Annotated in this window: 24 protein-coding genes and 3 pseudogenes; 9 read left to right on the forward strand and 18 right to left on the reverse strand. The window is 42.9% G+C overall.

What is annotated here, in order from left to right; all coding sequences use genetic code 11:
- Nucleotides 1–8: 8 nt before the first annotated feature.
- On the reverse strand, nucleotides 9–2,885 hold the full coding sequence (locus NIES1031_RS11635; RefSeq protein WP_084544318.1) for an ATP-binding protein: 2,877 nt from the start codon (nucleotides 2,883–2,885) through the stop codon (nucleotides 9–11).
- A gap of 482 nt (nucleotides 2,886–3,367) precedes the next feature.
- On the opposite strand from NIES1031_RS11635, the gene NIES1031_RS11640 reads away from it, so the two are divergent.
- Nucleotides 3,368–4,294: a cobalamin-binding protein gene (locus tag NIES1031_RS11640; protein WP_073549541.1), complete on the forward strand. Its 927-nt coding sequence runs from the start codon at nucleotides 3,368–3,370 to the stop codon at nucleotides 4,292–4,294.
- Here NIES1031_RS11640 and NIES1031_RS11645 read toward each other — a convergent pair.
- From NIES1031_RS11645 to NIES1031_RS11655, 3 genes are all read right to left on the reverse strand, one after another.
- A complete protein-coding gene (locus NIES1031_RS11645; RefSeq protein ID WP_073549542.1) occupies nucleotides 4,291–4,950 on the reverse strand; it encodes a DUF2834 domain-containing protein in 660 nt (219 codons plus the stop codon). The genes NIES1031_RS11640 and NIES1031_RS11645 overlap by 4 nt on opposite strands.
- A gap of 6 nt (nucleotides 4,951–4,956) precedes the next feature.
- On the reverse strand, nucleotides 4,957–6,024 hold the full coding sequence (hrcA, locus tag NIES1031_RS11650) for a heat-inducible transcriptional repressor HrcA (RefSeq protein WP_073549543.1): 1,068 nt from the start codon (nucleotides 6,022–6,024) through the stop codon (nucleotides 4,957–4,959).
- Nucleotides 6,025–6,308: 284 nt separating this feature from the next.
- A complete protein-coding gene (locus NIES1031_RS11655) occupies nucleotides 6,309–6,668 on the reverse strand; it encodes a rhodanese-like domain-containing protein (protein WP_073549544.1) in 360 nt (119 codons plus the stop codon).
- Nucleotides 6,669–6,935: 267 nt separating this feature from the next.
- Between NIES1031_RS11655 and NIES1031_RS11660 the strand changes: the two genes are divergently transcribed.
- Entirely contained in the window at nucleotides 6,936–8,663 is a 1,728-nt protein-coding gene (locus tag NIES1031_RS11660; RefSeq protein WP_084544319.1) for a DUF3352 domain-containing protein, read from the forward strand.
- Nucleotides 8,664–8,714: 51 nt separating this feature from the next.
- Here the strand turns inward: NIES1031_RS11660 and coaBC are convergent, their stop codons facing one another.
- From coaBC to NIES1031_RS11685, 6 genes are all read right to left on the reverse strand, one after another.
- Nucleotides 8,715–9,914: a bifunctional phosphopantothenoylcysteine decarboxylase/phosphopantothenate--cysteine ligase CoaBC gene (gene coaBC, locus NIES1031_RS11665; protein ID WP_073549545.1), complete on the reverse strand. Its 1,200-nt coding sequence runs from the start codon at nucleotides 9,912–9,914 to the stop codon at nucleotides 8,715–8,717.
- Between the two features lie 62 nt (nucleotides 9,915–9,976).
- On the reverse strand, nucleotides 9,977–10,189 hold the full coding sequence (gene isiD / locus NIES1031_RS11670; RefSeq protein ID WP_073549604.1) for a protein IsiD: 213 nt from the start codon (nucleotides 10,187–10,189) through the stop codon (nucleotides 9,977–9,979).
- A 150-nt stretch (nucleotides 10,190–10,339) separates the two neighbouring features.
- The gene (locus NIES1031_RS11675; RefSeq protein WP_073549546.1) at nucleotides 10,340–10,957 is read right to left on the reverse strand and encodes an alpha/beta hydrolase; all 618 of its coding nucleotides are present in this window, start codon (nucleotides 10,955–10,957) and stop codon (nucleotides 10,340–10,342) included.
- A 192-nt stretch (nucleotides 10,958–11,149) separates the two neighbouring features.
- Nucleotides 11,150–11,392: a hypothetical protein gene (locus tag NIES1031_RS11680; protein WP_143167760.1), complete on the reverse strand. Its 243-nt coding sequence runs from the start codon at nucleotides 11,390–11,392 to the stop codon at nucleotides 11,150–11,152.
- Nucleotides 11,393–11,414: 22 nt separating this feature from the next.
- Nucleotides 11,415–11,555: a hypothetical protein gene (locus NIES1031_RS24350; protein ID WP_178378115.1), complete on the reverse strand. Its 141-nt coding sequence runs from the start codon at nucleotides 11,553–11,555 to the stop codon at nucleotides 11,415–11,417.
- A gap of 774 nt (nucleotides 11,556–12,329) precedes the next feature.
- Nucleotides 12,330–12,647: a 2Fe-2S iron-sulfur cluster-binding protein gene (locus tag NIES1031_RS11685; RefSeq protein ID WP_015190242.1), complete on the reverse strand. Its 318-nt coding sequence runs from the start codon at nucleotides 12,645–12,647 to the stop codon at nucleotides 12,330–12,332.
- A 977-nt stretch (nucleotides 12,648–13,624) separates the two neighbouring features.
- Between NIES1031_RS11685 and ndhL the strand changes: the two genes are divergently transcribed.
- The 3 genes from ndhL to trpA are packed head-to-tail and all read left to right on the forward strand — an operon-like array spanning nucleotide 13,625 to nucleotide 15,047.
- Nucleotides 13,625–13,876, forward strand: coding sequence for an NAD(P)H-quinone oxidoreductase subunit L (gene ndhL / locus NIES1031_RS11690; RefSeq protein WP_178378116.1), 252 nt, complete (start codon nucleotides 13,625–13,627; stop codon nucleotides 13,874–13,876).
- Nucleotides 13,877–13,879: 3 nt separating this feature from the next.
- Nucleotides 13,880–14,206, forward strand: a complete 327-nt coding sequence (locus NIES1031_RS11695) for a DUF3007 family protein (RefSeq protein ID WP_073549548.1) — start codon at nucleotides 13,880–13,882, stop codon at nucleotides 14,204–14,206.
- 43 nt (nucleotides 14,207–14,249) lie between these two features.
- A complete protein-coding gene (gene trpA / locus NIES1031_RS11700) occupies nucleotides 14,250–15,047 on the forward strand; it encodes a tryptophan synthase subunit alpha (protein WP_073549549.1) in 798 nt (265 codons plus the stop codon).
- Here trpA and NIES1031_RS11705 read toward each other — a convergent pair.
- Nucleotides 15,037–16,017: an aldo/keto reductase gene (locus NIES1031_RS11705; RefSeq protein ID WP_073549550.1), complete on the reverse strand. Its 981-nt coding sequence runs from the start codon at nucleotides 16,015–16,017 to the stop codon at nucleotides 15,037–15,039. The genes trpA and NIES1031_RS11705 overlap by 11 nt on opposite strands.
- Before the next feature lie 120 nt (nucleotides 16,018–16,137).
- Nucleotides 16,138–16,533, reverse strand: a complete 396-nt coding sequence (locus tag NIES1031_RS11710; RefSeq protein WP_073549551.1) for a MerR family transcriptional regulator — start codon at nucleotides 16,531–16,533, stop codon at nucleotides 16,138–16,140.
- A gap of 196 nt (nucleotides 16,534–16,729) precedes the next feature.
- Between NIES1031_RS11710 and NIES1031_RS25620 the strand changes: the two genes are divergently transcribed.
- Together NIES1031_RS25620 and NIES1031_RS25625 are read left to right on the forward strand one after the other, a co-directional pair.
- Nucleotides 16,730–17,305, forward strand: a complete 576-nt coding sequence (locus NIES1031_RS25620) for an MFS transporter (protein ID WP_236738805.1) — start codon at nucleotides 16,730–16,732, stop codon at nucleotides 17,303–17,305.
- Nucleotides 17,306–17,308: 3 nt separating this feature from the next.
- A complete protein-coding gene (locus tag NIES1031_RS25625; protein WP_236738806.1) occupies nucleotides 17,309–17,593 on the forward strand; it encodes a hypothetical protein in 285 nt (94 codons plus the stop codon).
- Nucleotides 17,594–17,802: 209 nt separating this feature from the next.
- Here the strand turns inward: NIES1031_RS25625 and NIES1031_RS11720 are convergent, their stop codons facing one another.
- Nucleotides 17,803–18,294: a DinB family protein gene (locus NIES1031_RS11720; RefSeq protein ID WP_073549552.1), complete on the reverse strand. Its 492-nt coding sequence runs from the start codon at nucleotides 18,292–18,294 to the stop codon at nucleotides 17,803–17,805.
- 186 nt (nucleotides 18,295–18,480) lie between these two features.
- Between NIES1031_RS11720 and NIES1031_RS11725 the strand changes: the two are divergent.
- Nucleotides 18,481–18,894, forward strand: a pseudogene (locus tag NIES1031_RS11725) (DUF29 family protein).
- 20 nt (nucleotides 18,895–18,914) lie between these two features.
- Here NIES1031_RS11725 and NIES1031_RS23285 read toward each other — a convergent pair.
- From NIES1031_RS23285 to NIES1031_RS11740, 3 genes and pseudogenes are all read right to left on the reverse strand, one after another.
- Nucleotides 18,915–19,175: pseudogene (locus tag NIES1031_RS23285) on the reverse strand (transposase); the annotation flags it as partial.
- A 364-nt stretch (nucleotides 19,176–19,539) separates the two neighbouring features.
- The gene (locus NIES1031_RS11735) at nucleotides 19,540–20,331 is read right to left on the reverse strand and encodes a ChaB family protein (RefSeq protein WP_073549554.1); all 792 of its coding nucleotides are present in this window, start codon (nucleotides 20,329–20,331) and stop codon (nucleotides 19,540–19,542) included.
- Nucleotides 20,332–20,555: 224 nt separating this feature from the next.
- The gene (locus tag NIES1031_RS11740; protein WP_073549555.1) at nucleotides 20,556–20,741 is read right to left on the reverse strand and encodes a hypothetical protein; all 186 of its coding nucleotides are present in this window, start codon (nucleotides 20,739–20,741) and stop codon (nucleotides 20,556–20,558) included.
- Between the two features lie 374 nt (nucleotides 20,742–21,115).
- On the opposite strand from NIES1031_RS11740, the gene NIES1031_RS11745 reads away from it, so the two are divergent.
- Nucleotides 21,116–21,664: an SRPBCC family protein gene (locus tag NIES1031_RS11745; protein ID WP_073549556.1), complete on the forward strand. Its 549-nt coding sequence runs from the start codon at nucleotides 21,116–21,118 to the stop codon at nucleotides 21,662–21,664.
- Between the two features lie 160 nt (nucleotides 21,665–21,824).
- Here the strand turns inward: NIES1031_RS11745 and clpB are convergent, their stop codons facing one another.
- Entirely contained in the window at nucleotides 21,825–24,443 is a 2,619-nt protein-coding gene (gene clpB / locus NIES1031_RS11750; protein ID WP_073549557.1) for an ATP-dependent chaperone ClpB, read from the reverse strand.
- Between the two features lie 397 nt (nucleotides 24,444–24,840).
- Nucleotides 24,841–25,958: pseudogene (locus NIES1031_RS23290) on the reverse strand (IS630 family transposase).
- Between the last annotated feature and the right edge of the window lie 404 nt (nucleotides 25,959–26,362).

A 26,362-nucleotide genomic window follows, 5' to 3' on the forward strand; every position in this document is an offset into this window, starting at 1 on the left:
TTACCAATTTAATTTAAATAACGCATCAATAGCGATTCTAATTGCGCAATGCCAATCGGCTTACTTAAACACTCTTTAACACCAGCCGCGAGGAAGCAATCGCACGCTTCGATTGTTTCAGTCATAATGACGACAGGAATCGTTTGCAACTGTGGATCTTGTTGAAGGTGCTGTACAAGTGTTATGATGACACAATCTGATAACTGCGAGTCGAGTAAAATCAATCGCGGCTTGAAATCGCGTACTTGGCTCAAAAAGTCCTGTGTTTTCACTTGCTTGACTTCATAACCAATCGCCTTCAGATAACCAAGAATCAAGCTATTATGATTATTATCGCCGATCAGAATTCGCGGTGAATAGTTGAAAAAACTGCTAACCTGTTGATTTTGGTCATTGTTACAATCTTCGGCAGGTAGTGCGTATTGCGGATAATCGGGTAACAAGAGAGTAAAGTCGCTGCCTTTACCCAAGGTCGATTTGACTGTGACATTTCCACCATGCAGACGTGCTAACTTGCGTGTCAAGGCTAAACCTAATCCAGTTCCTTCATATTGACGATTGCAGCGACTATCTAGCTGTTTAAACGGTTGAAATAAAAGCTGTATGTGTTCTGGGGCGATGCCAATTCCGGTATCAGAAACTGTAAATGTGATGCCTTGAGGAACTTTTTGAACTCGCAGCGTGACTTTCCCCGCTGGGGTAAACTTAATCGCATTTGTTAATAAGTTAAGTAACATTTGCTTGACACGTCGTTCATCAGCAAAACAGCAAGTTGCTTGCGGGTCAATTTCACGCATCAGTTGTAAGCCTTTTTTGAGTGCGCGATCGCCTACAATCGATAAGCACGACTCGCATAGTTCATGCACTTGAATCAACGCAAGTGTTAGTTCCTCTTTTCCCGCCTCGACTTTAGAAAGATCGAGAATATCATTAATTAGGGTCAGTAGGTGTTCGCCACTGCCATAGATGCAATTTATATATTCTTTCTGCTTGGCATTCAACGCGCCAAAAATTTCTTGATGCAGAATTTGCGATAAACCAAGAATTGCATTTAAAGGTGTCCGCAATTCATGACTCATTGTTGCTAAAAATTCACTTTTAGCCTTACTAACAAATTCAATCGCTTCTTTGCTTTTGCGTAGTTCAATTTCTCCGCGTTTGCGATCGCTAATGTCGCGCACAATACTAACGACTTCATCTTCGCCACAAACTACTATGCGCGCTTCGTAATCGTGAATTTTGCCGCTAATCGGGAGTTGATACTCAATCAGTTGCATTTCTCTACATGTAAGCGCTTGCTTAATGCTTGACATTATTTTTCTACTCACAGTTTGCGGTAAAAAATCGGTCAATTTCTTCCCCAACAAATCGCTTTCTGGCACATACAAATCAAAATTTCTTGAGCCGTTAAAATCGAGTAGATCGCCATCTTTGCTAATCCGAAACATGACATCTGGTATTGCATCTAAAAGCGCGCGATTCCTAATTTCGCTTTTACTGAGTGCGTCTTCGGTGCGCCTGCGGACAATCGCGCCACCAATGCTTCCTGCTACCGCAATTAAAATAGATTCTTCTGCTTCAGTCCATTGTCGTTGATAGCGACATTCATCAAACCCGATGAAGCCCCAAAATTTTTCTTCAATAAAGATAGGCACAATTAATATAGAAATAATATCTTGCGGTTCAAGAATTTTCTTTTCACTTTCGGGAAAATCTTTCACAAGTCCGCGCACAAGTTTACCCGCAGCTAAAGTCTGATACCAACGCGGAAAGAAATCCATGTAAGCAAGATTTTGTAATTTGGGATTATTGATCTCTGGTGTGACTGTACTATCCGTCCATTCAAAGCGTTGACTCATCAACGGTTCACCCGTATGCGGATGAATATGATTTTCAAAGATATAAACTCGATTGACCTTAACGGCTTCACCTAAAGTAGCAAGCGCCAAACACATCGCCTCAGTAAAATCTTTGGTCGTGAGTAATTGATTTGTCGCTGCTGCTACGCCTTCCAACAAGCGATCGCGCTGTGTAAGGATTGACGAGACTAGCTTGCGTTCTGTAATATCTTTTTTAATTCCAACGTAGCAAATCGGTTGATTCTGGAAATCTCGTACTGTGAAAGCTTTGAGTTCGACATGTAAAAGCTTTCCATCTTTCGTTCGACTGATTACCTCGCGGTAACAATAATCATTTTGAACGAGTTCTTGATAAATTGCCCTAAAGACTTGATCGCCAAAGTGAATTGCTGGCGTTTTGCCAGCCAGTTCAGCATCGGAGTAGCCGAGTAACAGGCGATGCATCAGATTTTGTTCGATGTAATAGCCTTGTAGATCGATAATCGCGATCGCATCATTTGCCTGGGCAACAATTTGGTGGAAAGTGCTAAAAGTATTCGCAGCGAAATGTGTTTTTAAGCTTTGAGCGAGTGTATTGTTAAGCGTCGCGTGCTTATCTACCGAACTACAGCAACATTGTAGCACCGCGTTATGTTGTTTAAACCACTGCCAGCGGGCATAGGCAGATTGTAGTGTTTGCAACAGTCTGCTAGCAGTAACCTGATCTTGGTTGAGGTATTCTTGCACTCCCCTACGAAAGACTTCGCAAATTATTGTTTGATCTTGCGTATTGCCGATGACAACCAGGGGGAGGGCGTAAGCGTGGCGTACTTGGTTAACTAACGTGAACGCGTGAGAATCAAGCGTTGACACAACAAGTACGATAATATCTACTTCTTGAGGCAACGCAAGGCATGAATCGCTTTCTTCGATGACAACAGATAGAAGCTCAATTTCGTTATGATTGAGTTGCTGTAAAAAAGCTCGAATTTGATGCTGATTAGTTGCATCTACGATCAATACAATTTTTAGCGGTTCTGGAGTCATCTACTTCAAAGCTTACATCGACAATCAGAAACCAAAACTAGAAAGTGCAATTCTTCTTATAAACTGCTGTGGTTTTTTTCACGTATTGCAAACGTTGCTCACGATCAGGTTAAAGATATCACTTATGTGAGCAAATAAATGTGCTATGGATCACTAGATATAACCGTAGATTTGACAAAAAAATGATACACAATCACAGCTAGTATAATGCAGAACTTTAGTAGCTTAAAGTAAATAAATTGTCTTGGTGAGATTGCCATTTTTTCGATACTCCAAAAGCTTTCTTATCAAAAAACGCTACTTAAAAGAAGTAATCCTTAAGGCTGATTGATCGAAAAACAGCAACAAATTATATTGAATATATTAATCTTTTCAGTAGCTAAATATTAAATACGATAAAGCAAAAACTTACGTACAGTAATAAGATAATTTAGTCAAGAAAAAGTAATTATTTGTAGTAAAAAGTGGCGGGATAAGAAACTATGAGTGATCAAATACGAATAGTCTCTCTTATACCAAGTGCAACTGAAATTGTAGCTGCACTAGGATTAGGAGATGCAATTGTTGGGCGATCGCACGAATGTGACTATCCTCCAGAAATCAAAGATCGTCCCGTATGCACCGCAGCGCGACTCAATTCAGCAGCGCCGAGTCAAGAAATTCACCAAAACGTCAATAAGATCCTACAGTCAGCGCTGAGCATTTACGAAGTTAAACTAGATGTTTTAGAAGCACTGAAGCCAACGCACATTATTACTCAAGACCAATGCGATGTTTGCGCCGTGAGTCTCGAAGATGTAGAAGCAGCGGTAGCACAACTGACGCAGAGTCAACCGCAGATTATTTCGTTGCAGCCGAATACTTTATCAGATGTTTGGCACGATATTGAACGTGTTGCAAATGCATTAGGAGTGCGATCACGAGAATTACTCGAAGATCTCGAAGCGCGGGTCAAAATTTGCCAGCAGAAAACGACACACCTGTCGATTGAGGAACTCCCCACCGTCGCTTGTATTGAGTGGACAGATCCGCTGATGACTGCGGCGAACTGGATTCCTGAACTTGTGACGCAAGCCGGAGGACAACCCGTTTTAAGTGTCAGTGGTCAATCTTCGCCAATCATTACTTGGGATACGCTGGTTGCGACTAACCCTAAGACGATCATCTTTATGCTGTGTGGTTTTGATTTACAGCGTACCCGCACTGAAGCGATCGCATTAACAAAGCATCCCGAATGGAAAAAACTTCATGCGGTACAGCATCAAAGAGTTTACATCACAGACGGTAACGCTTATTTCAATCGTCCAGGACCCCGCCTCGTTGATTCTCTAGAGATTTTAGCAGAAATTGTGCATCCAGAAATTTTTGATTACGGCTACAAAGGAACTGGCTGGGAACCCTTGTACTAGATGTTTGCTTCCATAGTCAAAGCCGCTGCTAAAGGCGGGCGCACGCATAGATAGATTAATGGACCAAACAGCGGTAGAAGTGCTGCTACCCAGTAGAGTTGCGAATTTTGCAAACCGCGACGTACCATATCATCGCCTAACAACGCAGGAAACAACAAGCACAATAAACAAAAATCTAAACTCATGACGTGAATAAAGCGACTTGTGCGCCACTGATTGATAAAGTCTCCCCAATCGCCATTACTTAAGCCATAGGTAACGATTAAAACGGCGGCGATCGTCAAGGCGATTCCCGTCCAGCGCCAATCTAATAGTTTGAGAAAAGCATTTTTTTGTCCTGGAAACGCTGTACTCGGTTCGCGTAAAGCCAAGTAGGGCAACAGCGCAAATGCACCAACCGCAAACGAAAGCGCCGCAAACGGTGCAGCCGGAATTCTTTGCGTCCGACCATCAAAAAATAGCAGACAACTATAAATCATCGGCCAAACACCCATAATGTAAAATAGCGCAACAATCAACGGGTTAATGCCATCGATTTCGCCGAGAGAAAGATTTTTAATCAGTTCAAACGTATTCGGTTGATTTGGTGGTGCTAAGAAAAAGGCATAAACTGCTAATCCTAGCCAAAGTGCGCCAAAGCCAAGTTTTCTCATCATAGTTAACTAACTTAAAGCTTCAGAGAGATAATCAGCCGCAGCTTCAACAACTGCGATCGCGGTTTCATAATCCATGCGTGTTGGTCCTAACACACCTACACTACCGACAGGAACTTCCCCACGCCGATACGTTGATGAAATCAGCGTACACATCCGAATCGGTTGTAGCGGGTTTTCTGAACCAATGCGGACACTGACGCGATGCTTGCCATATTCTCCTTCGCGTTCCTCAAAAATCAAAGGCCACAGTTGATGTTGTTCTTCTTCAAGTAAATGAATAATCGTTTGTACCTGCTGTAATTCGGCAAATTCAGGTTGACGCAACACCTCAGAAACACCTCGAATCATAATTTGTGTTCCTGCTGGAAGTTTACGGCGGCTTAATTCTCCCAAAAAGCTTTTGAGAACATCACCATAGCGTTGAAATTCGCGGTCTAATTGATTCCAATTTAAATTGGCAATTTCTGAGAGCGATCGCCCGCGCAAATGCGTGTTCAAAAAGTTTGATAATATCTGTAATTCGCGTTCTACAGCTTCTGCGTCAAGCGGCGCATCTTGAGGCGCGGGAAGTTCCATCACTGCTGAATGTGTCTCGTAAGAATCTGTTACAACGATCAGCATTGCTTTTCCTGTTTCTAGCTGCACGAGTTGCAAATGCCGTAGTTGCGTTGTAGTCGTTTGCGGCATTGTAATTAGAGTAATGCAGCCGCTGACCGTAGCGAGAATTTGCGCTGCGCCTTGTAACAACGCTTCGATACTCCAATCTTCCCACTTGAGCCGTTCGTGAAAGACCTGCTCGACTTGCTTTGCTAAAATTTCTGATGGTGATATGAGCTGGTCAACATAAATCCGGTAACCAGAATCTGACGGGACGCGACCAGCAGAGATATGCGGTTGGTAAAGTAGTCCTACTTTTTCCAACACACCCATTGTGTTACGAATTGTTGCTGAGCTAACACCAAGGTTATATTCTTCCACCAATGCTTTGGACCCAACAGGTTCGGCAGTAGCAATGTAGTGGCGCACTGTTGCCCAGAGAATATGCTGTTGCCGAGCATTAAGCTGCACTTGCATAGCTGATTGAAACACGGAGATGTTGAATGAGTTTTTTAAAAAAGTTAGCTTTCAGATAGCAATTTATTAATTTAATTAATATAAGATAACAAATCTCCCTACAAGTGGAAATCCTTAATAAGGTGTATTTCACTTCTTTGGTGCTCAGTACTACTTAGGCAGTGTATGCAGTCGCAGACAGCAGAATCGTACTGATGCTACAATTGCTCGTCAGAATTAATACCTAGTATTACTCAATTCGAACAAAAAATTGTATTCTATCCTACTCAAATCTGCTAATCATATCAATACCGAGGAATCGCCGGATTCACTGCCAATGAATACGCATCAATGCCTCCAGCAATATTTTTCACGTTCGTAAATCCTTGCTGCTGCAACCATTGGCACATCTGAGCCGAACGAATGCCATGATGACACATCACGAGTGTTTCAATATCAGGGTCAAACCGCACAAGTATGGTATCCGCCCAGGAGGCAAATTGACTGAGAGGTAATACCTCAAAACCGGCGATCGCCGCGATCGCCACCTCCTCAGGTTCGCGGACATCGATTAGCTGTAACGCCGATACAGATTCATTATGCAAGCGTTGCTCAAGTGCTTCAACGCTAATTTGCGCGATTGGTTGACGAAATTGGGATGTCATGGGTTATCCTCGACAGCATCACAATTATATTTCTATTATTTTCTAGTCCTTAAGTGGGAAAATTTCCGGTTTTGAGCGTATTAAACTAAGTTTTAGAATTATTACTGGCTTTCTATAGCAGAGGTTGGAAGTCAGGGAGGAAAAAAATGAAGAGCAAGTATGAAAGTCTCATAGAAATTTATATAGACTTTTATCTTCCCTAAACCCTAACTCCTCGCTCCTAGTCCCTTTTAGTAAGTATCGCTTAGTTGCGGTCTGGGGTAAAACATGATCAAGCGACGCTCTTTTTTTTATTTCTTAGCCGTCAGTGTCGTTGTACTGCTGTTGACGGGTATCGGTGGCTGTTATTGGCTAGTACGTGGTAGTCCGCTGACGTTGCTACAAGGTGGAACGCAAGCAACACCTGAAGCAGCAATCTTTGTGCCCAAGCAAGCACCTGTGATGGTCTCTATTTTAGTGAATCCCGACCGTTTAGAGAAGTTGCGACAGGTCGTAGCCCGTCCGAAACAAAGGCGGCGATCGCGCCAAGAAATTGACCAAATTAAAACCACATTACTCGCGAACACAGGCTTAGATTACCGACGCGATATCCAGTCTTGGCTAGGAGATGAAATAACAGTCGCAGTAACAACGAGTGACTACGACCGCGACTCCTACAATGGTCAACAACCAGGGTATCTCATGGCACTGGCGACTAAAGATGTTGAAAAAAGCCGTGAATTTCTACAGCTTGTCTTTTCCAAACAGGCGATCGCGCCTACCGATTTGGAATTTGAAGATTACAAAGGTGTTAATCTCGTCTATCACAAAGCACGCCCGCAGCCGGAACAGATACCAAAACCGCTAACCAAGCGAATACTTTCAGGTGCAGTGCTTGGCGATCGCTTTGTGCTACTTGCCAATCATCCTATGGTCATTAAAGATGCGATTAATAATGTTCAAGCCCCCGATCTGAATCTCACAACATCAAGTCGCTACCAACAAGCGTTAAATCAGTTACCACCTCGGCGGCTGGGTTTGGTGTTTTTGAATCTACCAAGTGTTGTTTCTTGGCAAGGAATCGAATCAACGGCGCAATACGAAAGCCAAATCATTGCGCTAGAAGCAAATCGTAAAGGATTATTAACCGAAACAACTCTCCTTGCTGCATCGACTCCAGAAGTCGCTTCGACACCAGAATTAACCGAACCTGTCGGTGCTTTACAGTACATTCCCGCAACAAGTGGCTTGGCGATCGCGGGGACGGATTTGAGCAACTTAAACAATACCGCACTAAGCCAGCTGTGGACACAAGTTGCGCACATATCAACTTCTGGCTACGATGCAATTTCGCGTTTGATTAACCAACCTTTAGCAAACCTGCAACAGCGCTGGGGTATTGATCTTGCGCAGGATATTTTTAGCTGGGTACAAGGTGAGTACGCATTAGCACTTTTACCTCACACCGATAAATTGACTGCGGATTGGGTTTTTGTAACTGAAAAATCCGCAGCTACCGCCGAAGGAATCTCGCACTTAGATGCGCTGGCGCGACAACGCGGCTATGATATTACAGCACTACCACTCGCCGATCAAAAAATTGCTGCTTGGACGCAGTTAACAACAACTCCGCTGGCGAAAGCAAACGATGCTGAAGATGCCATCACAATCAAAGCAAAAGTTCTGGGCGTACACGGAACAACGGATAAATACGAAATTTTAGCGACTTCGGTAGAAGCTATCGACGCTGCACTCAAAGCGTATCAAAATGGTTCATTACTCAACGATGCGAAATTTCAAGCAAGTATTGAAGCCATTCCACAACCAAATGCAGGTTATGTATACCTTGATTGGATTGCGACTCAAGAACTATTAGAACGTCAGTTACCTGTATTAAAGCTTGTAGAAGTTATCGTCAAACCCTTGTTTGATAATTTGCGATCGCTGACTGTCAGTAGTTACGGTAGTGAGCCAGGATTACTCAAAGGTGGTGTGTTTTTTCGGTTGAATAGTTAAGGTTAGTTAGTTGGTAATTGGTAATAGGTGGTACTAGATTCACGCTCTCAATTACAGTCCATGCACAAAATCAAACAAATGGTGGGCAAGTTGTAATTTACTACATTGCGAAATTTCTACTTGACGTCCGTGGAAATCTAAAAAGATTGCAGCGTTGAAGTTACTGCCAAAGCCAACATCAGCTTTATCAATTGGGTTGGCGACGATCGCATCGAGTTTCTTTTGCGCTAATTTTTGCCGTGCGGGCGTGATAATATCTCCGGTTTGGGCAGCAAAACCAATCAAGCGCTGGTGCAGTTGTTTGCGGCGTCCGAGTTCTGCCACAATATCGGGGACGGGTGCTAGGAGTAACTGTTCAGGAAGCGATCGCTTCGGTAACTTTTCAGAACTATACGCAGCGGGTTTAACATCGGCTACAGCAGCAGACATCACGGTTAAATCCGCATCAGGAAAATTTTCAAGCATTGCTTGCTGCATTTGTTCGGCATTGACAACCGCGATCGCGCGAATTCCTGGCGGGACACTCTCCTCAATCGGTGCGTGAACTAAAGTTACAATCGCCCCGCGATGCAGTGCTGCTTGCGCCAAAGCTAGCCCCATTTTCCCTGTTGAGGGATTACCAATAAACCGCACAGCGTCCAAATACTCGCGCGTCCCCCCTGCGCTAATTAAGACACGTTTACCGAGTAAGTCGCGCTCGCCGCCCGTATGCAGTAACGATTGCACCCCAGTGACAATTTCCGCCGGTTCTGCCATGCGTCCTGCACCGATGCGATCGCACGCGAGTAAACCATAACCAGGCGCTAATCCATGAAACCTTGTATCTGTCAATAGCTGTTGCCAATTGCGTTGCACGGCAACTTGTTGCCACATTTCGGTATTCATAGCTGGTGCTAATAAGACAGGACACTTGGAAGCCAAAACTGTATTTGTCAACAAATTGTCCGCGATCCCGTAGCTCAACTTAGCAAGCGTATTCGCCGTCAGCGGTGCAATCAAAAAAACATCCCCCCACTCACCGAGTTCAATATGCAGTGGACGTTCATGCGGTTGCCAAAAATCTGCATCGGTGTACGCTGGGTGACGCGCAAGCGTCGCAACCGTTAATGGCGTAATAAACTGCTTTGCTGAATCTGTCAGAATCACACGCACCTGCATTCCAGCTTTAAACAGCGTGGAAATCACTTCACAAACCTTGTAAGCTGCGATTCCCCCCCCAATCCCAATTAATACCCGTTGCGGTTGCTCCATAATCGCAATATTGCGAACTTATCCCCAGCAGGAGTTCAAAAGAAGAAAAAGCGGCTCATCCCTCATGCCTCATCATACGGCTCCAAGTCCAACAAATAAATGTACGGTTCGACTAACTCAGGACGCTGAAACGCGATCGCCCGCAACAAATGCCAATCTTGTAACCCGTCAAAGATATTTGTATAGTTATCTTGCTCTAGACGTGCTGCTAAATTTTCAACGTCTGTAGCGGTCATGGTAGCAATATCCTGCTTGGACAAACTCAAAGTGTTCATCATTGCTTATGCCTCCCTAGAGCAATATTGGCGACCCGTAGAAAAATTAAGTAGTCCTGAACAACTTTATTGATCTTACTCAGTTAATCTACTGAGGTATGTATTACATCAATCGGGATCGCTGAAATTTCGCATTAATTAATATTTGCTTTAGCGTGACATCACTTCTAAAACAAAACTACGTATGACTGGCAAGACTTCAGGTCGAATTTCGTGTGCCATATTAAACTCATGATATTGCACGGCAATACCTAAAGAACGTAAACTCTGTTGCGCGGATACAGCTGCTTGTATCGGTACGACTGAATCTTGACGACCATGTACTAACAATACTGGAGGAGAAGTTCTATCAAGTTTCGTGAGTGGATGCATATAGCCACTCAAACTAATCAAACCAGCTAGCGGAAGAGTTAGCCCCACATCCAAAGTCATTGCAGCACCTTGTGAAAAGCCACTCAAAATTGTGCGTGACAATGGAAGACCAATGCTACTTTCTAATGACTGCAACCACGCTATCAGCAGTTGACGACTTTCGGCTAATCCTTGACCTTGATATTCTTGAGCTAAGTTGTACCACATCCTACCGGTAGATACATAAGGATGCGCAAATGGTGCATTTGGAAACAGAAACTGATATTCAGGTAAGTTTAATAGTGGTGATAACGATGCTAGGTCTTGAGAATTTGCTCCCCAACCATGTAACACTACGATGATTCCTTTTGGTGGTTCTCCTGTTGTCGGTGGAACTGAAATAATTTCTAAAGCCATTTGCTCCTTGTATTTAGATCCTACATCATCCTATATAAATTTAAGTTGCTCGGTAAGCTTTTGGTGTCATCCCTGTCAATTGGCGGAATTATTTGCTCAAATGACTGTGACTATTAAAACCACACTGCAATGCGGCGAAAGCTTCATTGATTGTTTGAATATGCGACTGAAGTGAAATTGACTCATTCCAACTCATTGTGCTAAATCCGCAAGTTGGATATCTTGAGCGAGATGGGCGTTGATGTATTCGGAAATTTGCAATTTGCAGTAATTTAATTTGCGATCGCCTAATCCACCTCCGTCATGTGCCACACGCGGTTGCCTCGTCGAATATTCGCGCAGCAAATGCACCGTTAACAGATTCGCCAGCGACTCAACATAAAGTTGCCCTACGCAACCACCGCTTTTGTGGAGTTCAGCACGTAGTAACATCATCAACGTTTGCTCAATTTGTACATCATGGTTGCTGAAATTCTTCAGCAATCAGCGGTTTCCAACCAAGCGCCCGACTAGAAACAATCGGTACGGCATGAATTAATGTTGCCATGAGATTTTTCGCCTTCTGTAATTGCAGCAAGAACAGTTGCGCAAGATCCAAAAATTTATTCCAAAGCTATTAGATTCCCTTAATTTGTGATTGTAATCGATGCAGTTACAAATCGTAACGATGGAGGAATTTAATTATTGGCACCCGACTTATTGTCACTTACTGAGTAGTACCTGCTTATAAGCTTACCCTATATTGGTGAAGAACTTTGGCTGCTTTCTCAGAACGAGAGCCAACGAAGACACTTAACGTATTAATGGCTAACCAAATTCATTGTTTATTTATTGTTCTGAAAGTCAACCCAATGGCTACATCGAAAGTATAAACTACTTGATTTCAACTGAATTCTTCAGTCATCATCTGAATAAAGTATCTTTTGATAATAATTAAGTTTCTTCAAAAGGCAATCATATATAACTTTAACTTAATTTGAAGTGGTTATTCGTACAAAACAAAATTAATTCGCTTAATTTTTACTTCTTTGAAAATCCTACTCAAATAATTTGCAGAAAAACAAAATATTGCTTGTGTTTTGCTAGGACTTAAGATAATATAGTAATTGTATTTTTTTACCTACATAGCGTTGTAGTTGAAGCACCGAGGACAATTGTCCTCGGTGCCGCTTTTCAAAGACTTTCGTAAGGAAGAAAATAATGATTGTAATACATACAGTAGGTTACAGAGTAGAAGGCTGAGGTCGTTTACTCTTTCCCAAAATTAGGAAGCTTCAGCTATAGTCGTCTAATCATCATGATTATTGTTTTTATTTAGGTCTTACTTTGTTTAGTTGGTGTCTTTATTAGTAAAGCTGCAAGTGATAGCATACTAACAACCTTTAAAAGGATTAACGTAAAGTTGCTCTTGCGATTCGAGACCTACTTCCAGCTTACAATCAGATTGTGGATAAGCAACACACAATAAAACATATCCCATTCCTTCATGTGATGCCTTTAAGGCAACCCCTTGTGATTGATTAACTTTTCCTGCAACCAAATGTGCAGCGCAGGTAATACATGCACCATAACGGCAACCTACAGGTAAACGTAATCCTGCGGCTTCAACTGCATCTAAAATGTACTGATTTTCTGCAACTTCAACAACAAAGTGGTTGCGGTTAACAAGTTCAATTCGATAAGTTTTCATAGTACGTAAGGTAAGCAAATAAAGACAACCTGAATTTAGTAATTTAGTGTTGGAGATGGCTAACTATAATCGCAAGCTTATCTGTTCTACAGAGCCTTGCTGATAGTTACAGTTTTTACCCCAAAACTGCTGTGATACATTACGGCTGAAGGCGAACCGTAGCCAGCGATCAACCACTAATTGAATTGCGCTCTCATTTCATAAGTTTTTTTACTCAGTTGTCGTGACCTATCCAATTACCCTATATAGCATTCCAGGGATGCCTAGGACATGATAGAAGCTCAGGATCATTACCTCTTCTAGCTATTAACCCTGACCTCAGACCTCTGATCCCTGACTTCTGCTATAAAATCAGTTAACTTCAAAATAAAACCCTCTGATCGAGAGGGTTTTACCTAATTGGATTACAGTTTTTGGTATGGGGGCAGAGAGACTTGAACTCTCACGACCTTTTACGGTCAACGGATTTTCATTCTCTTGCAGCTTTCGCTACTGCCTGACTAGGCTTTGAGAATTGGACTCTCTCTTTACCCTCGGCTGAACGTTAGGGTAGCTCCCGTCGAGTCTCTGCACCTTCCGAAATGAGGGGTTAGGAGCGAGGATTTAGGGTTTAATAGTTACTTTTCCCTAAGATCTTCATGCTTCATGCTTCCTCTTTCGGCTTGGCTCAGGATTGCCATATCTGTATTAGATTTAGGTTTCCCTGAGTTTGAGAGCATCCACTTGACAAGTTTCTTTGTCAAGGCTCAATTGTTTAAGTCCGTAGCGTCTACCATTCCGCCACGCCCCCTTTTGAGATTTAGGTTGTTGGGTTAACAACCGTCCCGTTTGTCTATTGCACCATTAAATTGCAATCTATGCAACAACTTTAGCAAAAAAAATTGGCGATCGCCTGTAAAGTTCTTTCTACAACCCATCGCAGCAGCTAGAGAGAAAAGCGGTAGAATAGCTAAAAACAAACGATTTACGCGAGTTCAATGGATAGCTTACTAGAGTATCTCAACCAAAACCAACCGATCGCGATTGCGCTGCTGTATCTTGTACTGGCGGGAGCATATTTGCTCATCGTTCCTCTAGCCATAATGTTGTACTTAAAACTGCGTTGGTATAACGCGACATCGTTTGAGCGGGGCTTTATGTATTTCCTTGTGTTCTTTTTCTTTCCAGGGTTATTACTCCTTGCACCGTTTATGAATTTTCGCCCCCAGCGTCGGCAAATTTCTAGTTAAACCATGAATAGAATTACGGTTATTGGTATTGGGCTAGGCGTATTTGTTGCGGGTGGTGTTGTTTATGTCATCTTGCAGGTAGTGGGTGTAGATAGCCTTACAGCGGGCGTGTGGAGCCAAGCTTTGTTAGTCGGTGGTTTAGTGGGATGGTTAGTAACTTATCTCACGAGAGTCATGCGACAAGACATGACGTATCACCAGCAACGACAAAATTACGAAGAAGCATTTTTGCAAAAGCAGTTAGAGGAACTCACACCTGAAGAATTAGCCAAATTACAAGCAGAGATTGAACAAGAAAACCCATCCCGCGATCCATCCTCGAAGGTGTAAAGTATTGGATGTTGTCTTTGGTCGCCGACACTACCGTTGAAAAATGAACTCAATTTCTGATTGCTTCAAACGCTTGCGATCACGCGGTGCTTGTGCTCTAATTCCCTTTGTGACTGCTGGCGATCCAGACTTGGAGACAACCGCTGAAGCTTTGCGGGTTTTAGATGCTGCTGGTGCAGATATGATTGAACTCGGAGTACCGTACTCCGATCCGCTAGCAGATGGACCTGTGATTCAAGCCGCAGCAAGTCGGGCGCTGCAAAAAGGAACGCGCCTCGAACAAATTTTGAAGCTCGTGTGTCAGGTTAGTCCTACACTGCGATCGCCAATTATTTTATTTACGTATTACAACCCGATATTGAATCGGGGAATCAAGACGTTTTTACAACAAATTGTGGATGCTGGGGTCGCCGGTTTAGTTGTCCCTGATTTGCCGCTAGAAGAAGCCGAGAAACTGCTAAAACCCGCGCAAGAGGTGGGGATTGAGGTAATATTATTAGTGGCTCCTACGAGTTCCTCAGAACGTATTGAAGCGATCGCCCGTGCTTCGCAAGGATTTATTTATTTAGTTAGTGTAACGGGCGTTACCGGAATGCGATCGCAAATGGAAGCGCGAGTTCCTGAATTACTCAAACAAATACGCAGGTACACCGACAAGCCCATTGGAGTAGGTTTTGGCATTTCTGCACCCGAACAAGCGCGACAAGTACGTGAATCGGGCGCAGACGCCGTGATTGTTGGAAGTGCGATTGTGAAACGCTTAGCAGATGAAACCCCACAAGTAGGATTGCAAGCAATTGGGGAGTTTTGCCAAAGTTTAAAAGCAGCAATTAGCGATTGACACTACTCATATCCGCATAGCGATCGCCTGCAGCAACTCCTTTGGGGGCAACTTCAGCAATACGTTGGAGTTCAGGTGATGTAAGTGTAATATCAACTGCGGCAACGTTTTCCTCTAGATATTTCTGCCGTTTTGTGCCAGGAATCGGTACAATATCGTTTCCTTGGGCGAGTAACCAAGCAAGTGCTAATTGTCCTGGGGTAACGCCTTTTTCAGCAGCAATTTCCTTGACTCGCTCCACGAGTTGCAGATTTTTATTAAAATTCTCACCTTGGAACCGAGGTAGATTCCGGCGGAAGTCATCAGGCGCAAAATCATCAGGGCTGGTAATTTGTCCTGAAAGAAATCCACGTCCGAGGGGACTATAAGCAACAAACCCGATTTTTAATTCACGGATGGTAGGTAAAATCTCGTCTTCAGGTTCGCGCTGCCACAGCGAGTATTCTGATTGTAAAGCGCTAATGGGGTGCGTAGCTTGAGCACGGCGAATTGTTGCAGGTGCGGCTTCTGAAAGTCCAAGATAGCGAACTTTACCCTGTTGAACTAATTCTGCCATTGCGCCGACAGTTTCTTCGATGGGTACGTTGGGATCGACGCGGTGCTGGTAATACAAATCAATGTAGTCTAATCCTAAACGTTGTAATGATGCATCACACGCTTGATGAACGTATTCAGGACTACCATTAACGCCGCGAAAACTACTATCTTCGCCACGGATAATACCGAACTTGGTTGCAAGAACTACTGAATCGCGGCGATCGCGAATTGCTTTACCAACAAGTTTTTCGTTCGTACCAGAACCGTACATATCCGCAGTATCAAGGAAGGTGACACCAAGATCTAAAGCACGGTGAATTGTAGAAATTGCTTCAGCTTCATCACCCGTACCATAAAATTCCGACATTCCCATGCATCCAAGTCCCTGTTCTGACACAGTGAGTCCTTGAGTTCCAAGATTTCGTGTTTTCATGTTGTCTCTCAGATTTATTGCAATTAATGTGAGTGAGTCTCTGTTTAGCGCCCCCTAAATCTCCCATTTTGGGGATAACATCAAAACTTTCCCTAAAATTGGCAAGCCAGTCTCAAGTGATTAGCTTTTAGCTGAGTAGTTAGGTGAACTAGATTGCTGTGCTTCTAACTCCTGATAGTGTTGAATTTTCCACTGAATCACCTTTAGGTTCTGCTGAAGTTCGGCAATGCGTCTTTGAACCTCAAGTTCATGCGCTTCTAAAATTGCGCGGCGATCGCCGATTGCTTCGGGTTTTTCCCGTAACAAGGTAGCAAACTGCTGCATTTGACGAATTGGCATTCCTGTAGCCCGTAAGCGAGTCAAAAACTCAATTCGAGCAACATCTGCTGCTGAGTAACGGCGATGTCCATTGCTTCCCCTACTAACTGGCTCAAGTAGACCATTACGCTCGTAATAGCGCAGTGTATGCACACTTAAACCCGTTCGCGCTGCAACTTGTCGAATGTCCGTGTCCATGAATATCACCTTAGAACTTAGAGCGCGCTCTAAGTCAAGCCTTTTTCAGAAAAAATTGAAAGCGCAGTAACGCGCAATACCAAAATAACGATGACTTGTAAAATATACAGGTTATGCAAAAATTGCATAGCAGGTTTATAGAGAAAACAGGCTAACTAACAAAGCCCAAAGAAAACCCGTAGTTTAGAGAAAGATTATGGCTGACCGTAGAGTTCATGTAGAAGAGGCAAACCGCAAACAAAGGCTAAAGCAACATCATCGCTTGTTTTTATGGCTTTCTCTTGCAGCAGGCTTGATTTTTTTGCAGGGATATATGATCGCACCACTTATCCCTCGTTTGGCACAAATTTTTCAAGTTCCAGAGCAAGAGATCGGCTTTATTGTCCCAGCATATATGCTTGCTTATGCTCTAGCAGCCCTCTTTTACGGAATTCTTTCAGATCGTTTCGGGCGCTGGCCCGTGATGCGTGCTTCAGTCTGCATCTTCATTATTATTTGTACAGCCATGACTGCAACAGCCCAATCTGCCTCACAGATGGTTCTCTGGCGACTTTTAACTGGACTAGGTGCTAGTGGAGTTATACCACTAACGTTTGCCTTAATTGGAGATTTGTTTCCTTTTCGCGAAAGAGGACAGATGTTGGGTATGGTATTTGCTTATATGGAAGGAGGTATGGCTTTCGGCTCTGCGGGTGGAGCAATTCTTGAACCCTTTATAGGCTGGCAGGTATTATTTATTGGTACATCTGTTGCAGCCGCAATTATTCTCTAGCGCTTGCACCGTTATGAAGCACTGTTTGATACCCCACAAGCTGAGTCGCTACACTCGATTCGTCAGGTTTTCGCAGGCTATCGCAGTGTACTGTCAACTTGGCACGGAAAGCGGACTTACATCTATGTTTTCTTGAATGCGATCTTTCACTCAGGAGTTTACACCTGGCTAGGATGCTTATTGCAGCGCTACAACTTGGGAGAGGCGAGAATCGGGCTAGCCATTTTTGGATACGGCATTCCAGGTTTGATTTTTAGTCCAATGATTGGCAAAGCGGTGGATCGCTAGGGACGTAGATGGCTCATCCCACCAGGACTTGACATAGCTGCGATCGCAGGATTTATTATGATGATCTTCCAGATTCCCTTGACCTTGACGACTACTGCTATTTTGATATTGTCTCTTGGCTATGACCTCACTCAACCTTTATTTGGCAGAAATTAAGGCAGCAGAAGCTTGGGATGAGCAAGAGGAATAGAGCGTGAAGGAATGCAATATCAAGGTCGAATGATACGATGCATATCTAGCGATGGTGGGGCTATTGTTGTTTGGCTAAACATGTCATGAATTTGCCCTCGATGGTGTGTTTGATGGTTAAAAAAATGGGCGACAAGTAAATCAACAGGATCGTTACAGACTCTACCAGAATTATTTGTGTACTGAATTGAGCTACTTAAAAACTCCTCAGTTAAACCAGCAGCAAAGTTTTCGATACGTTCGTCTTCAGCTTGTCGCACTTGCCACAATTCGTCAAAGTCATCGTAGAGAATTGCCTCTAGATTAGTTGATGGCATAGCTTTACCCTCAAACCGCCCTAACCAGGTGCGATCGCCTACCATAATATGATTTAGCGTTCCATGAATACTTTTAAAAAACGCTGGACGAGTTTGTTTGCGTTCATCATCACTCAGTTGAGTGCAAGCTTCGTATAGTTTGCGATTTGCTAATGTGTTGTATTTTGCTAATAATTGAAAATGCTGGGTGAGCATAGATTCTCCTTTAAGACATTGGCAAATTCATTCGCCACTAGACAAACGAAGTCCACCTTCGTGGACTTACAATCTAATTAAAACTCTTACTAAGAGTGTGTGCAGGCAGCACACTTTGTTTATATAGCCCCGACTTTAGTCGTAGGGCATCTACAATTCATATTGGTTCAAAATAAAATTAAAGCTATGGAAGAACTACTGACTCTTAAAGAAATGCTGCTTAAGGATGACATTCCTGCGGCATTAGCGATCGTTAAAGAACTGGAAGAAATGGGTCGTAATGACATTATTAAATCAATTCGGAGTCATGCTGTCATCCTGTTGTTACACCTAATTAAACAACAAGCAGAAAATCGGACAACTCGTTCTTGGAAAGTTTCACTTCGTAATTCTGTACGAGAAATTCAGCGAGAAAACAAGCGTCGTAAGGCAAGAGGTTACTATCTTACGTCAGAGGAGTTACTTGAAACCTTCGAGGAGGCTTATTGAAATGCAATTGATGAAGCTTCATTAGAGGTGGAAGAAGGGCGCTATGAACCGGAAGAACTAGAGCAACGGGTGAATAAAGTAGAAATCTTACATCATGGAGTATGTCAATAGTTTTGTGTCAAAGATCAAAATTAGAGTGAAAGACGATCACCAAATTCAATTGCAACACGATTGAGAACAGGCTTCCAATTTGAAATTGGCATCGTCGACTTTTGAGCAATGTTTTGCATTGCCAGGTAGATAACTTTAAGAGCCGATTCATCGGTGGGAAAAGCTCGATGATTCTTGCTCACTTTTGTGAGGACCATGTTGAGCGATTTGATAGCATTCGTAGTGTAGATGGCACGGCGAATCTCGTCGGGGAAAGCAAAGAAGGGAATGACTCTTGCCCAATAAAAAATTGGCTGAATATTAAAAAAGAAACGTAATCAAGAGGGCTTTGCAATTAATTGAGTACATGTTGAACTATTTGACGGCAGTACAAATTGATGTCGAATATACTGCGTCCGACAAGGCGTGAGAAATTTGATTCACGAGTGTACCGTTGAGAACAAATAACCTTAAGCAGTGCTCAAGCGTTGACTAATCAATGCAATTTCAGTTGCAAACGGACAGTGAGCAGACAGTTGTACTAGAAATCGTCTGACTGAGACACTCACACGAGCGGCAATTTCCTGACTCCTGCTATGATGCAAAAACACCTAAAGCCCCTGATTTATTTCAGAGGCTTTTAGTTAAATAGCAAAGTAAGAGTTGTTAGATACTTGATTTTGCTTTTGACCAAATGCCGTGTTCATCTTGCTCGTATTGTTCGCAAACTGCATCCCAAGCGTGATGTTCGGCTTTTTCTTCGTCACCTGTTTCTGATAACGCTTTGTTGTAATTGGCAATAAATGCGCGCTGCGCGTCTTCCGAAAGGTGCGATCGCACTTCTGGCGACAAGTCTGCTGCACTTTCAATTTGTCCTGTGCGTCTGCGGGGTAAGGCTTTTTCATTAACGTGCGTTTCTTCACCACCCGCGCTTTCAAGCAGTAATTGAATTTCACCTGTTTTGTCGGCGGGGACTTCTACCGCTACCAAAAAGTCACCGGCTTCGATGCGAGTTTGATAGACGGCGGCTTTTTCTTCTGGCATCCCTAATGTAACTAATGCAGATACTAAACCCGCACCCGCGCTACCTGCGATCGCACCACTCGCAGCACCCAACAAAGCCGCGCCTAATGGTCCGGCGGCGACTAAAGTACCAATAAACGGTACGAATAATACACCTACTCCTGTTAATAAAGCTAACGCTGAGCCGAAGAGCGAGCCAAAAATCGCTCCTTGTTTCAATCCACCAAGGATGACATCTTTTTTAGTAATAAAACCAGCAATTTTAGTTTCCGAGTGGAAGTTTTTTCCGATGACTGAGATATCATCACGCGAAATTCCTCGGTCAAGCAAGCGGCGAATGACACCATCAATTTGTTCGCGGTCTTTAAAAATTGCCGAAACGCTGCGAAACTCAGTAGCATTAGGCTGCGTCACACTTGTATCAGTTGCAGTCATGTTTTTCCCTTGTGTTTTTAACTAATCACGAAGGATACCAGTGACTGTATTCAACATCTTCGTCCATAAGATTGATTCTTCTGCTGTGCCTTGTGCTACATCTATTTAAAATTCTATACAAGAAAGATTAATTACCTCTTTTCTTTTAAAAAGAAATATCGTGCTTGTGAGAGTTAAAGCTAATAAAAGATTATGTATTGGCTGAACACTTCTAATAAACAATATTATCTTTGAAATCGGCTCCAAATTCCAGTGATGACCGATAATAGAATTAATATCCAAAGGATTCCCCCAGGAAGAAATGTTAAAAGTCCCAAGCCTCGTAGAACCCAAACAAGAACTGTGACTCCTGCGAAGATGATAAATAATTGTGTAGCGCGAATGTTACGATGGCGACGAGTTCGACTCACTTTTTCCTCTTAAATATACTTACTTTAAAATTTTTAGTTTTGAGTTGTGAGTTAATTTTATTCACTGTTTGTATCTTTACGCAGCGATCGTGAAAATGAGCTACTGTGCTAGCTTTTACTTGATATCACTGAATTATTCGTATATTTTATAACATTTTCTTTGGTGTCTAAATTGAGAAATGTGTGATTTATTAGAGTTGAAATTTATAGATAAGTCAAATAGCTGTAATTTCTCTGAACCTTTACACTGTCTTTACTATTTCTTTATATTTCTGTAGGTAAATTGGGCAGTATGAGCAACTGCTGTAAACGAGAATCAACTAAGTATAACTACTTAGATTATGTGTTAGGTGTTGAGGAGTAGCTGAAGTCAGATGAATACACTTTCTGTATCCAATTTAGTCGAGTCTTCGTGTTCCTGGAGTCAAGTTCAGCAAACAGCACTTTTGCAAGGTGAAATTTTAGTAAAAACGCGATCGCATTCTGCATGGGGTGGCGCGGTAACGGCTTCGATGTACTTACCATTAAAGCGCGACAGCGTTTGGCAGCAAATTACTGATTATCCCCGCTGGGTACAATACTTTCCTGATGTGATTAAAAGCGAAGTTTTACAGCGTGGCGAAACTAAGCGTTTATATCAAGTTGCGAAAAAAGCCTTCTTTCTTTTTACCGCGCAAGTTGAGGTTTATCTCTACGTCATTGAAGTTCTACAGCAGCGAATTCAGTTTCGTTTAGAGCAAGGGACGTTTAACGATTTTACTGCGGAATTGCAATTACAAGATTGCGGTGTTGGTACAATGTTAACGTATGCAGTACAAGCGACACCTAACCTTCCAATACCGACAGTGTTCATTCAACAAGCAATGCATCTAGAACTACCAGAAAATATGCGGCAAATGCGGCGAATGATCTGTGGTAGATAAAACCAAAGGTGGGTTTTGCCCCACCTTTATCGTTACAGCCCTTCGACTAAAGTCGGGGCTTCCTAAACAAAGTATGCGAAAGCATACTAATGGTAAAATTTTAAACAGTAAGTCCACGGAAGTGGATTTTGTTGTTTTAACCGTGAATTCATTTGCCAAGCTACATTGTGAGTAATTCAACGGGTAAACGCTTGAATGCTAGACGTTCGTTTTCGACATCAACATAGATAGTGTCACCGTCGTTGAATTCACCGCGCAAGATCGACTTAGCAATTTGAGTTTCTAACTCGCGCTGAATCGCCCGTTTTAGCGGTCTTGCACCAAACACAGGATCATAGCCTACTTCAGCTAAAAAGTCAAGGGCTGCATTAGAGAGTTTCAGCGACATCTTACGCTCTGCCAGCCGCTTTTCGAGTCTTTGAACTTGCAGTTGTACAATGTGGCGTAGTTCTTGTTTTTGCAGCGCATGGAAGATGATAATTTCATCAATGCGGTTAAGAAACTCTGGACGGAAACTATTACGCATAGCATCCATCACCCGACTGCGCATCTCTTCATAACGCGAGTCATCGCCAGCAATATCTAAGATATACTGCGAACCTATGTTACTCGTCATGATAATGATCGTGTTCTTGAAGTCTACTGTATGACCTTGCGCATCGGTAACACGTCCATCATCGAGAATTTGCAGCATGACGTTGAACACGTCAGGGTGGGCTTTTTCGATTTCATCGAAGAGAACCACAGCATAAGGACGACGGCGAATTGCTTCGGTTAACTGACCGCCTTCGTCGTAACCTACGTAACCTGGAGGCGCACCGATTAAGCGCGAAACCGCGTGTTTCTCCATGTATTCCGACATATCAATTCGTACCATGGCTTCTTCGGTATCGAATAAATATGCTGCAAGGGCTTTAGCTAGTTCAGTTTTACCAACGCCTGTAGGACCTAGGAAGATAAAACTTGCCGTTGGACGATTGGGATCGGCTAATCCTGCACGCGATCGCGCAATCGCATCAGCAACGGCTGTGACTGCTTCATTTTGTCCAATCACGCGCCGGTGAAGTTCATCTTCTAAATGCAACAGCTTCTCTTTTTCCGATTCCACCAACTTGCTAATTGGAATTCCTGTCCACTTCGAGATAATTTCTGCAATATCCGCTTCGGTGACTTCTTCGCGCAACAGCGATTGACCTGTCGTTTGAGTTTGCGAGAGTTTTGTTTCGGCTTCTTCTAGCTGACGATGTAAGTCTGTTAGCTTACCATACTTTAACTCCGCAGCTTTGTTGAGGTCGTAGTCGCGTTCAGCTTGCTGAATTTCGACGTTAACGCGGTCGATTTCTTCTTTAATTGCCTGAATTTGATTGATGATATCTTTTTCCGATTGCCATTGCGCATTCAGGGCGCGTTGTTGTTCTTTGAGATCCGCAAGTTCTTTTTCGAGTCTTTCTAATCTTTCGCGCGAAGCAGGATCGCTTTCTTTTTGCAGCGATAGTTTCTCCATTTCGAGTTGGAGAATTTTGCGATCAATCTCATCAAGTTCTTCGGGTTTAGAGGTAATTTCCATTTTCAACCGCGCAGCGGCTTCGTCTACCAAGTCAATCGCTTTATCGGGTAGGAAACGATCGCTAATATAACGACTTGATAATGTTGCAGCTGCAACTACCGCACTATCAGAAATTTTTACCCCGTGGTGGACTTCATACCGTTCTTTGAGTCCACGTAGAATTGAAATTGTGTCTTCTACTGAAGGTTGATCGACATAAACTTGTTGGAAACGGCGTTCTAACGCTGCGTCTTTTTCGATGTATTTGCGATATTCATCTAATGTTGTTGCACCGATACACCGTAACTCACCGCGTGCGAGCATTGGTTTAAGCAAGTTTCCTGCGTCCATTGCGCCTTGAGTTGCACCCGCACCGACAACGGTGTGAATCTCATCGATGAAGAGAATAATCTTGCCTTGCGATTCGGTAACTTCTTTGAGGACTGCTTTGAGACGTTCCTCAAATTCACCGCGAAACTTTGCACCCGCGATTAATGCACCCATATCTAAGGCAATGAGTTTACGGTCTTTGAGCGACTGCGGAACATCACCTGCAACAATTCGTTGCGCGAGTCCTTCAGCGATCGCCGTTTTACCGACACCAGGTTCGCCAATTAAGACAGGGTTATTTTTAGTACGGCGGGAAAGAATTTGAATTGTGCGGCGGATTTCATCATCGCGCCCAATCACTGGGTCAAGTTTACCTTGACGCGCGGCTTCGGTGAGGTCGCGCCCGTATTTTTCTAGTGATTCGTATTTACCTTCTGGATTTTGGTCAGTCACTCTCTGACTTCCTCGAACTTGTTTAATGATACCCCTGAGTTTTGCTTCGTCTAACCCGAATTCTTGAAACAGGCTTTTACCGAAGCGATCGTCGTTAGCGTAAGCTAATAATAAATGTTCAATTGAAATATATTCGTCAGCTAATTCTTTACGATAGTTTTCGGCGCGGTCAAGGAGTGTATCTAAGCTACGTCCTAAATATACAGAACTTCCACTACCGGAAACTTTCGGTTGACGTTGAATAAATTGTTCGGCGCGATCGCGGACTTTTTGTACGTTAACTCCAGCTTTAGTTAAGATACTACTTGCTAAGCCATCTTGTTCGAGCAACGCTTTCATGAGGTGTTCGCTTTCGATCTGCTGCTGTTGTGCTGCTTTAACGATATCTGGCGTGTGGGCGATCGCTTCCCAGGCTTTTTCGGTAAACTGATTTGGATTTGTTGGTTGCATATTCTGAATTCCCTCTGAGTGCTGGTGTGATTCAACCACAGAGACGCAGAGAGCACAGAGCGATTAATTATAGAAGTTTGGCTAACTGCTATCCCTACAGGTCATTGTAGAAAGAAGCTAAAGATTGTTGGATCGGTGTTCACGCATTTGGGCGTGGGTATTCCCGTTCAATAAGGTATCCTAGAATTTCTGGATAAAAGGTTTCGACAACTTTTTCCCTACTCCTCATCATAATGGCAAAAAAACTACAGCAGCAAAGTTAGCTAGAGTAGTTGAGATTCCAAGTTAGCAAAGTAATCAACAAGGGGAACCTCGGAATCACTGAAACTTATATAAGACAGAGACATACTTTTCCGAACCCAGATTGTACTTTTTTGCTAGTAGTCTGCCAAGAAAATTATGACAGGTCTAAGGAAGGATACAAGCGTTGAAATTTAACTCTGGCATCTTGAGCAACAAAACGCCAATCAATTTTAGCTTTTTGTTGATTACGTTGTTTTTCCCAAGCTTGAATCTCTGGAAGTAAAGCCTTAATAGCGGGAATACGGCGCTCCAAACATTGACAGGAGAGAACGGAAATTTCAATTTCTACCTGGTTCAACCAGCTACCATGTTTAGGAGTGTAATGGAACTCTAAAGAATCTAAAATTCTTCTAGCTTCTTGGGGTGGGAATGTTTCATACAAAGCCACAGGAGTATGAATATTTAAGTTGTCTAAAACTACCCGAATCTTAGATGCTCTTGGGAAATAAACATCTACTAAATCTTTCATCTGATGAGCAAACTCTTGTTTTGTTCTTGAGCTGGTAACTTCTATGTGTCGCCAGCCATAGTGTGGAGCATAAAAGACAAATAAATTACACGATCCTTCACGGGAGTATTGGTAATCGATTCGCGGTGGTTAGTCTGCTTCACAAGGCAAGGGTTCTATGATATCAGCTATTAATTGATAGGGTCTTTCATCAAAACAAACTACTGGCTCAAAGACGTTAAAAGATTCAGCATAGAGGTAGAGTAAGTCTTCCATTCGATAGATATATTCGGCATTGATTTGTCCAATGCACCATTCTTGTTTCAGCCAAGGTTTGATTTTGTTTTTTTCAGTGTCGTACGTACTGTTTCGTCCGAGATCCTGTCCATTAATTCAAGGCTAACTAATTGAGCGGCTAACAATTGCATTGTCCAACTCTCGCGCCCAGATGGTGGATTGCTACAGGCTGTTGCAATTAAGAAAGCTTCTGCTTGTGGATTCAGTTTTTTCTCTCTTCCTTTACGCGGACGTTCACTTAAAGCTAGTTCTACTCCTTCTTCCACATATCTTTGGCGTGTGCGGTGAACTGTTGATTCTCCTACCATTAACATCGAGGCGATCACTTCATCCTGATAACCTTGGTCTGCCAACAGCAAAATTTGCGCTCGTTTTAACACACGAGCAGAATTTTTACCTTTCTTAGTTAAATCCACTAATTGTTGATGTTCTTCTTGAGTCAGGTTAACAGTATATTTAATTGCCATAATGTGAGAAGTGTTGTTTAGACTATCTTCTTACTTAGAACAATACCTGTCAAAATGACTTTGGTAGACTACTAGAACTCGGCTCGATGGTTACAAGAAACAGCAAAAACTATTGTGGAAATCGATTTGCTTGCTGCTATCTTGTTACAAGTTATAGGACTGTTCCTCTTCCAACTTCAATTGTTCCTTAATTCAGCGATGCTGCAATGTTTACAACAGTCCCATGCTTCTTTCTTGTACGACTCATGAGAAGAATGTAATATGTCTTGTAAATCTCTTTTCACTACATCCAGTCTAGTTAAGCGAATCTACAAACCTTCCATAATACTAACTGCGTTACTGTCAGCTACTTTTATTTCTGCAACTAAGAGTTTCGCCGTATACTACAATGGCAGAGGAGCAAC

Source organism: Chroogloeocystis siderophila 5.2 s.c.1, from assembly GCF_001904655.1.
Taxonomy (GTDB): domain Bacteria; phylum Cyanobacteriota; class Cyanobacteriia; order Cyanobacteriales; family Chroococcidiopsidaceae; genus Chroogloeocystis; species Chroogloeocystis siderophila.

What these genes read in the sequence shown, in the direction of transcription:
- NIES1031_RS11635 (WP_084544318.1), bottom strand. Translation starts at nt 2,885, where the DNA reads ATGACTCCAGAACCGCTAAAAATTGTATTGATCGTAGATGCAACTAAT.
- NIES1031_RS11640 (WP_073549541.1), top strand. Translation starts at nt 3,368, where the DNA reads ATGAGTGATCAAATACGAATAGTCTCTCTTATACCAAGTGCAACTGAA.
- NIES1031_RS11645 (WP_073549542.1), bottom strand. Translation starts at nt 4,950, where the DNA reads ATGATGAGAAAACTTGGCTTTGGCGCACTTTGGCTAGGATTAGCAGTT.
- hrcA (WP_073549543.1), bottom strand. Translation starts at nt 6,024, where the DNA reads ATGCAAGTGCAGCTTAATGCTCGGCAACAGCATATTCTCTGGGCAACA.
- NIES1031_RS11655 (WP_073549544.1), bottom strand. Translation starts at nt 6,668, where the DNA reads ATGACATCCCAATTTCGTCAACCAATCGCGCAAATTAGCGTTGAAGCA.
- NIES1031_RS11660 (WP_084544319.1), top strand. Translation starts at nt 6,936, where the DNA reads ATGATCAAGCGACGCTCTTTTTTTTATTTCTTAGCCGTCAGTGTCGTT.
- coaBC (WP_073549545.1), bottom strand. Translation starts at nt 9,914, where the DNA reads ATGGAGCAACCGCAACGGGTATTAATTGGGATTGGGGGGGGAATCGCA.
- isiD (WP_073549604.1), bottom strand. Translation starts at nt 10,189, where the DNA reads ATGAACACTTTGAGTTTGTCCAAGCAGGATATTGCTACCATGACCGCT.
- NIES1031_RS11675 (WP_073549546.1), bottom strand. Translation starts at nt 10,957, where the DNA reads ATGGCTTTAGAAATTATTTCAGTTCCACCGACAACAGGAGAACCACCA.
- NIES1031_RS11680 (WP_143167760.1), bottom strand. Translation starts at nt 11,392, where the DNA reads ATGATGTTACTACGTGCTGAACTCCACAAAAGCGGTGGTTGCGTAGGG.
- NIES1031_RS11685 (WP_015190242.1), bottom strand. Translation starts at nt 12,647, where the DNA reads ATGAAAACTTATCGAATTGAACTTGTTAACCGCAACCACTTTGTTGTT.
- ndhL (WP_178378116.1), top strand. Translation starts at nt 13,625, where the DNA reads ATGGATAGCTTACTAGAGTATCTCAACCAAAACCAACCGATCGCGATT.
- NIES1031_RS11695 (WP_073549548.1), top strand. Translation starts at nt 13,880, where the DNA reads ATGAATAGAATTACGGTTATTGGTATTGGGCTAGGCGTATTTGTTGCG.
- trpA (WP_073549549.1), top strand. Translation starts at nt 14,250, where the DNA reads ATGAACTCAATTTCTGATTGCTTCAAACGCTTGCGATCACGCGGTGCT.
- NIES1031_RS11705 (WP_073549550.1), bottom strand. Translation starts at nt 16,017, where the DNA reads ATGAAAACACGAAATCTTGGAACTCAAGGACTCACTGTGTCAGAACAG.
- NIES1031_RS11710 (WP_073549551.1), bottom strand. Translation starts at nt 16,533, where the DNA reads ATGGACACGGACATTCGACAAGTTGCAGCGCGAACGGGTTTAAGTGTG.
- NIES1031_RS25620 (WP_236738805.1), top strand. Translation starts at nt 16,730, where the DNA reads ATGGCTGACCGTAGAGTTCATGTAGAAGAGGCAAACCGCAAACAAAGG.
- NIES1031_RS11720 (WP_073549552.1), bottom strand. Translation starts at nt 18,294, where the DNA reads ATGCTCACCCAGCATTTTCAATTATTAGCAAAATACAACACATTAGCA.
- NIES1031_RS11735 (WP_073549554.1), bottom strand. Translation starts at nt 20,331, where the DNA reads ATGACTGCAACTGATACAAGTGTGACGCAGCCTAATGCTACTGAGTTT.
- NIES1031_RS11745 (WP_073549556.1), top strand. Translation starts at nt 21,116, where the DNA reads ATGAATACACTTTCTGTATCCAATTTAGTCGAGTCTTCGTGTTCCTGG.
- clpB (WP_073549557.1), bottom strand. Translation starts at nt 24,443, where the DNA reads ATGCAACCAACAAATCCAAATCAGTTTACCGAAAAAGCCTGGGAAGCG.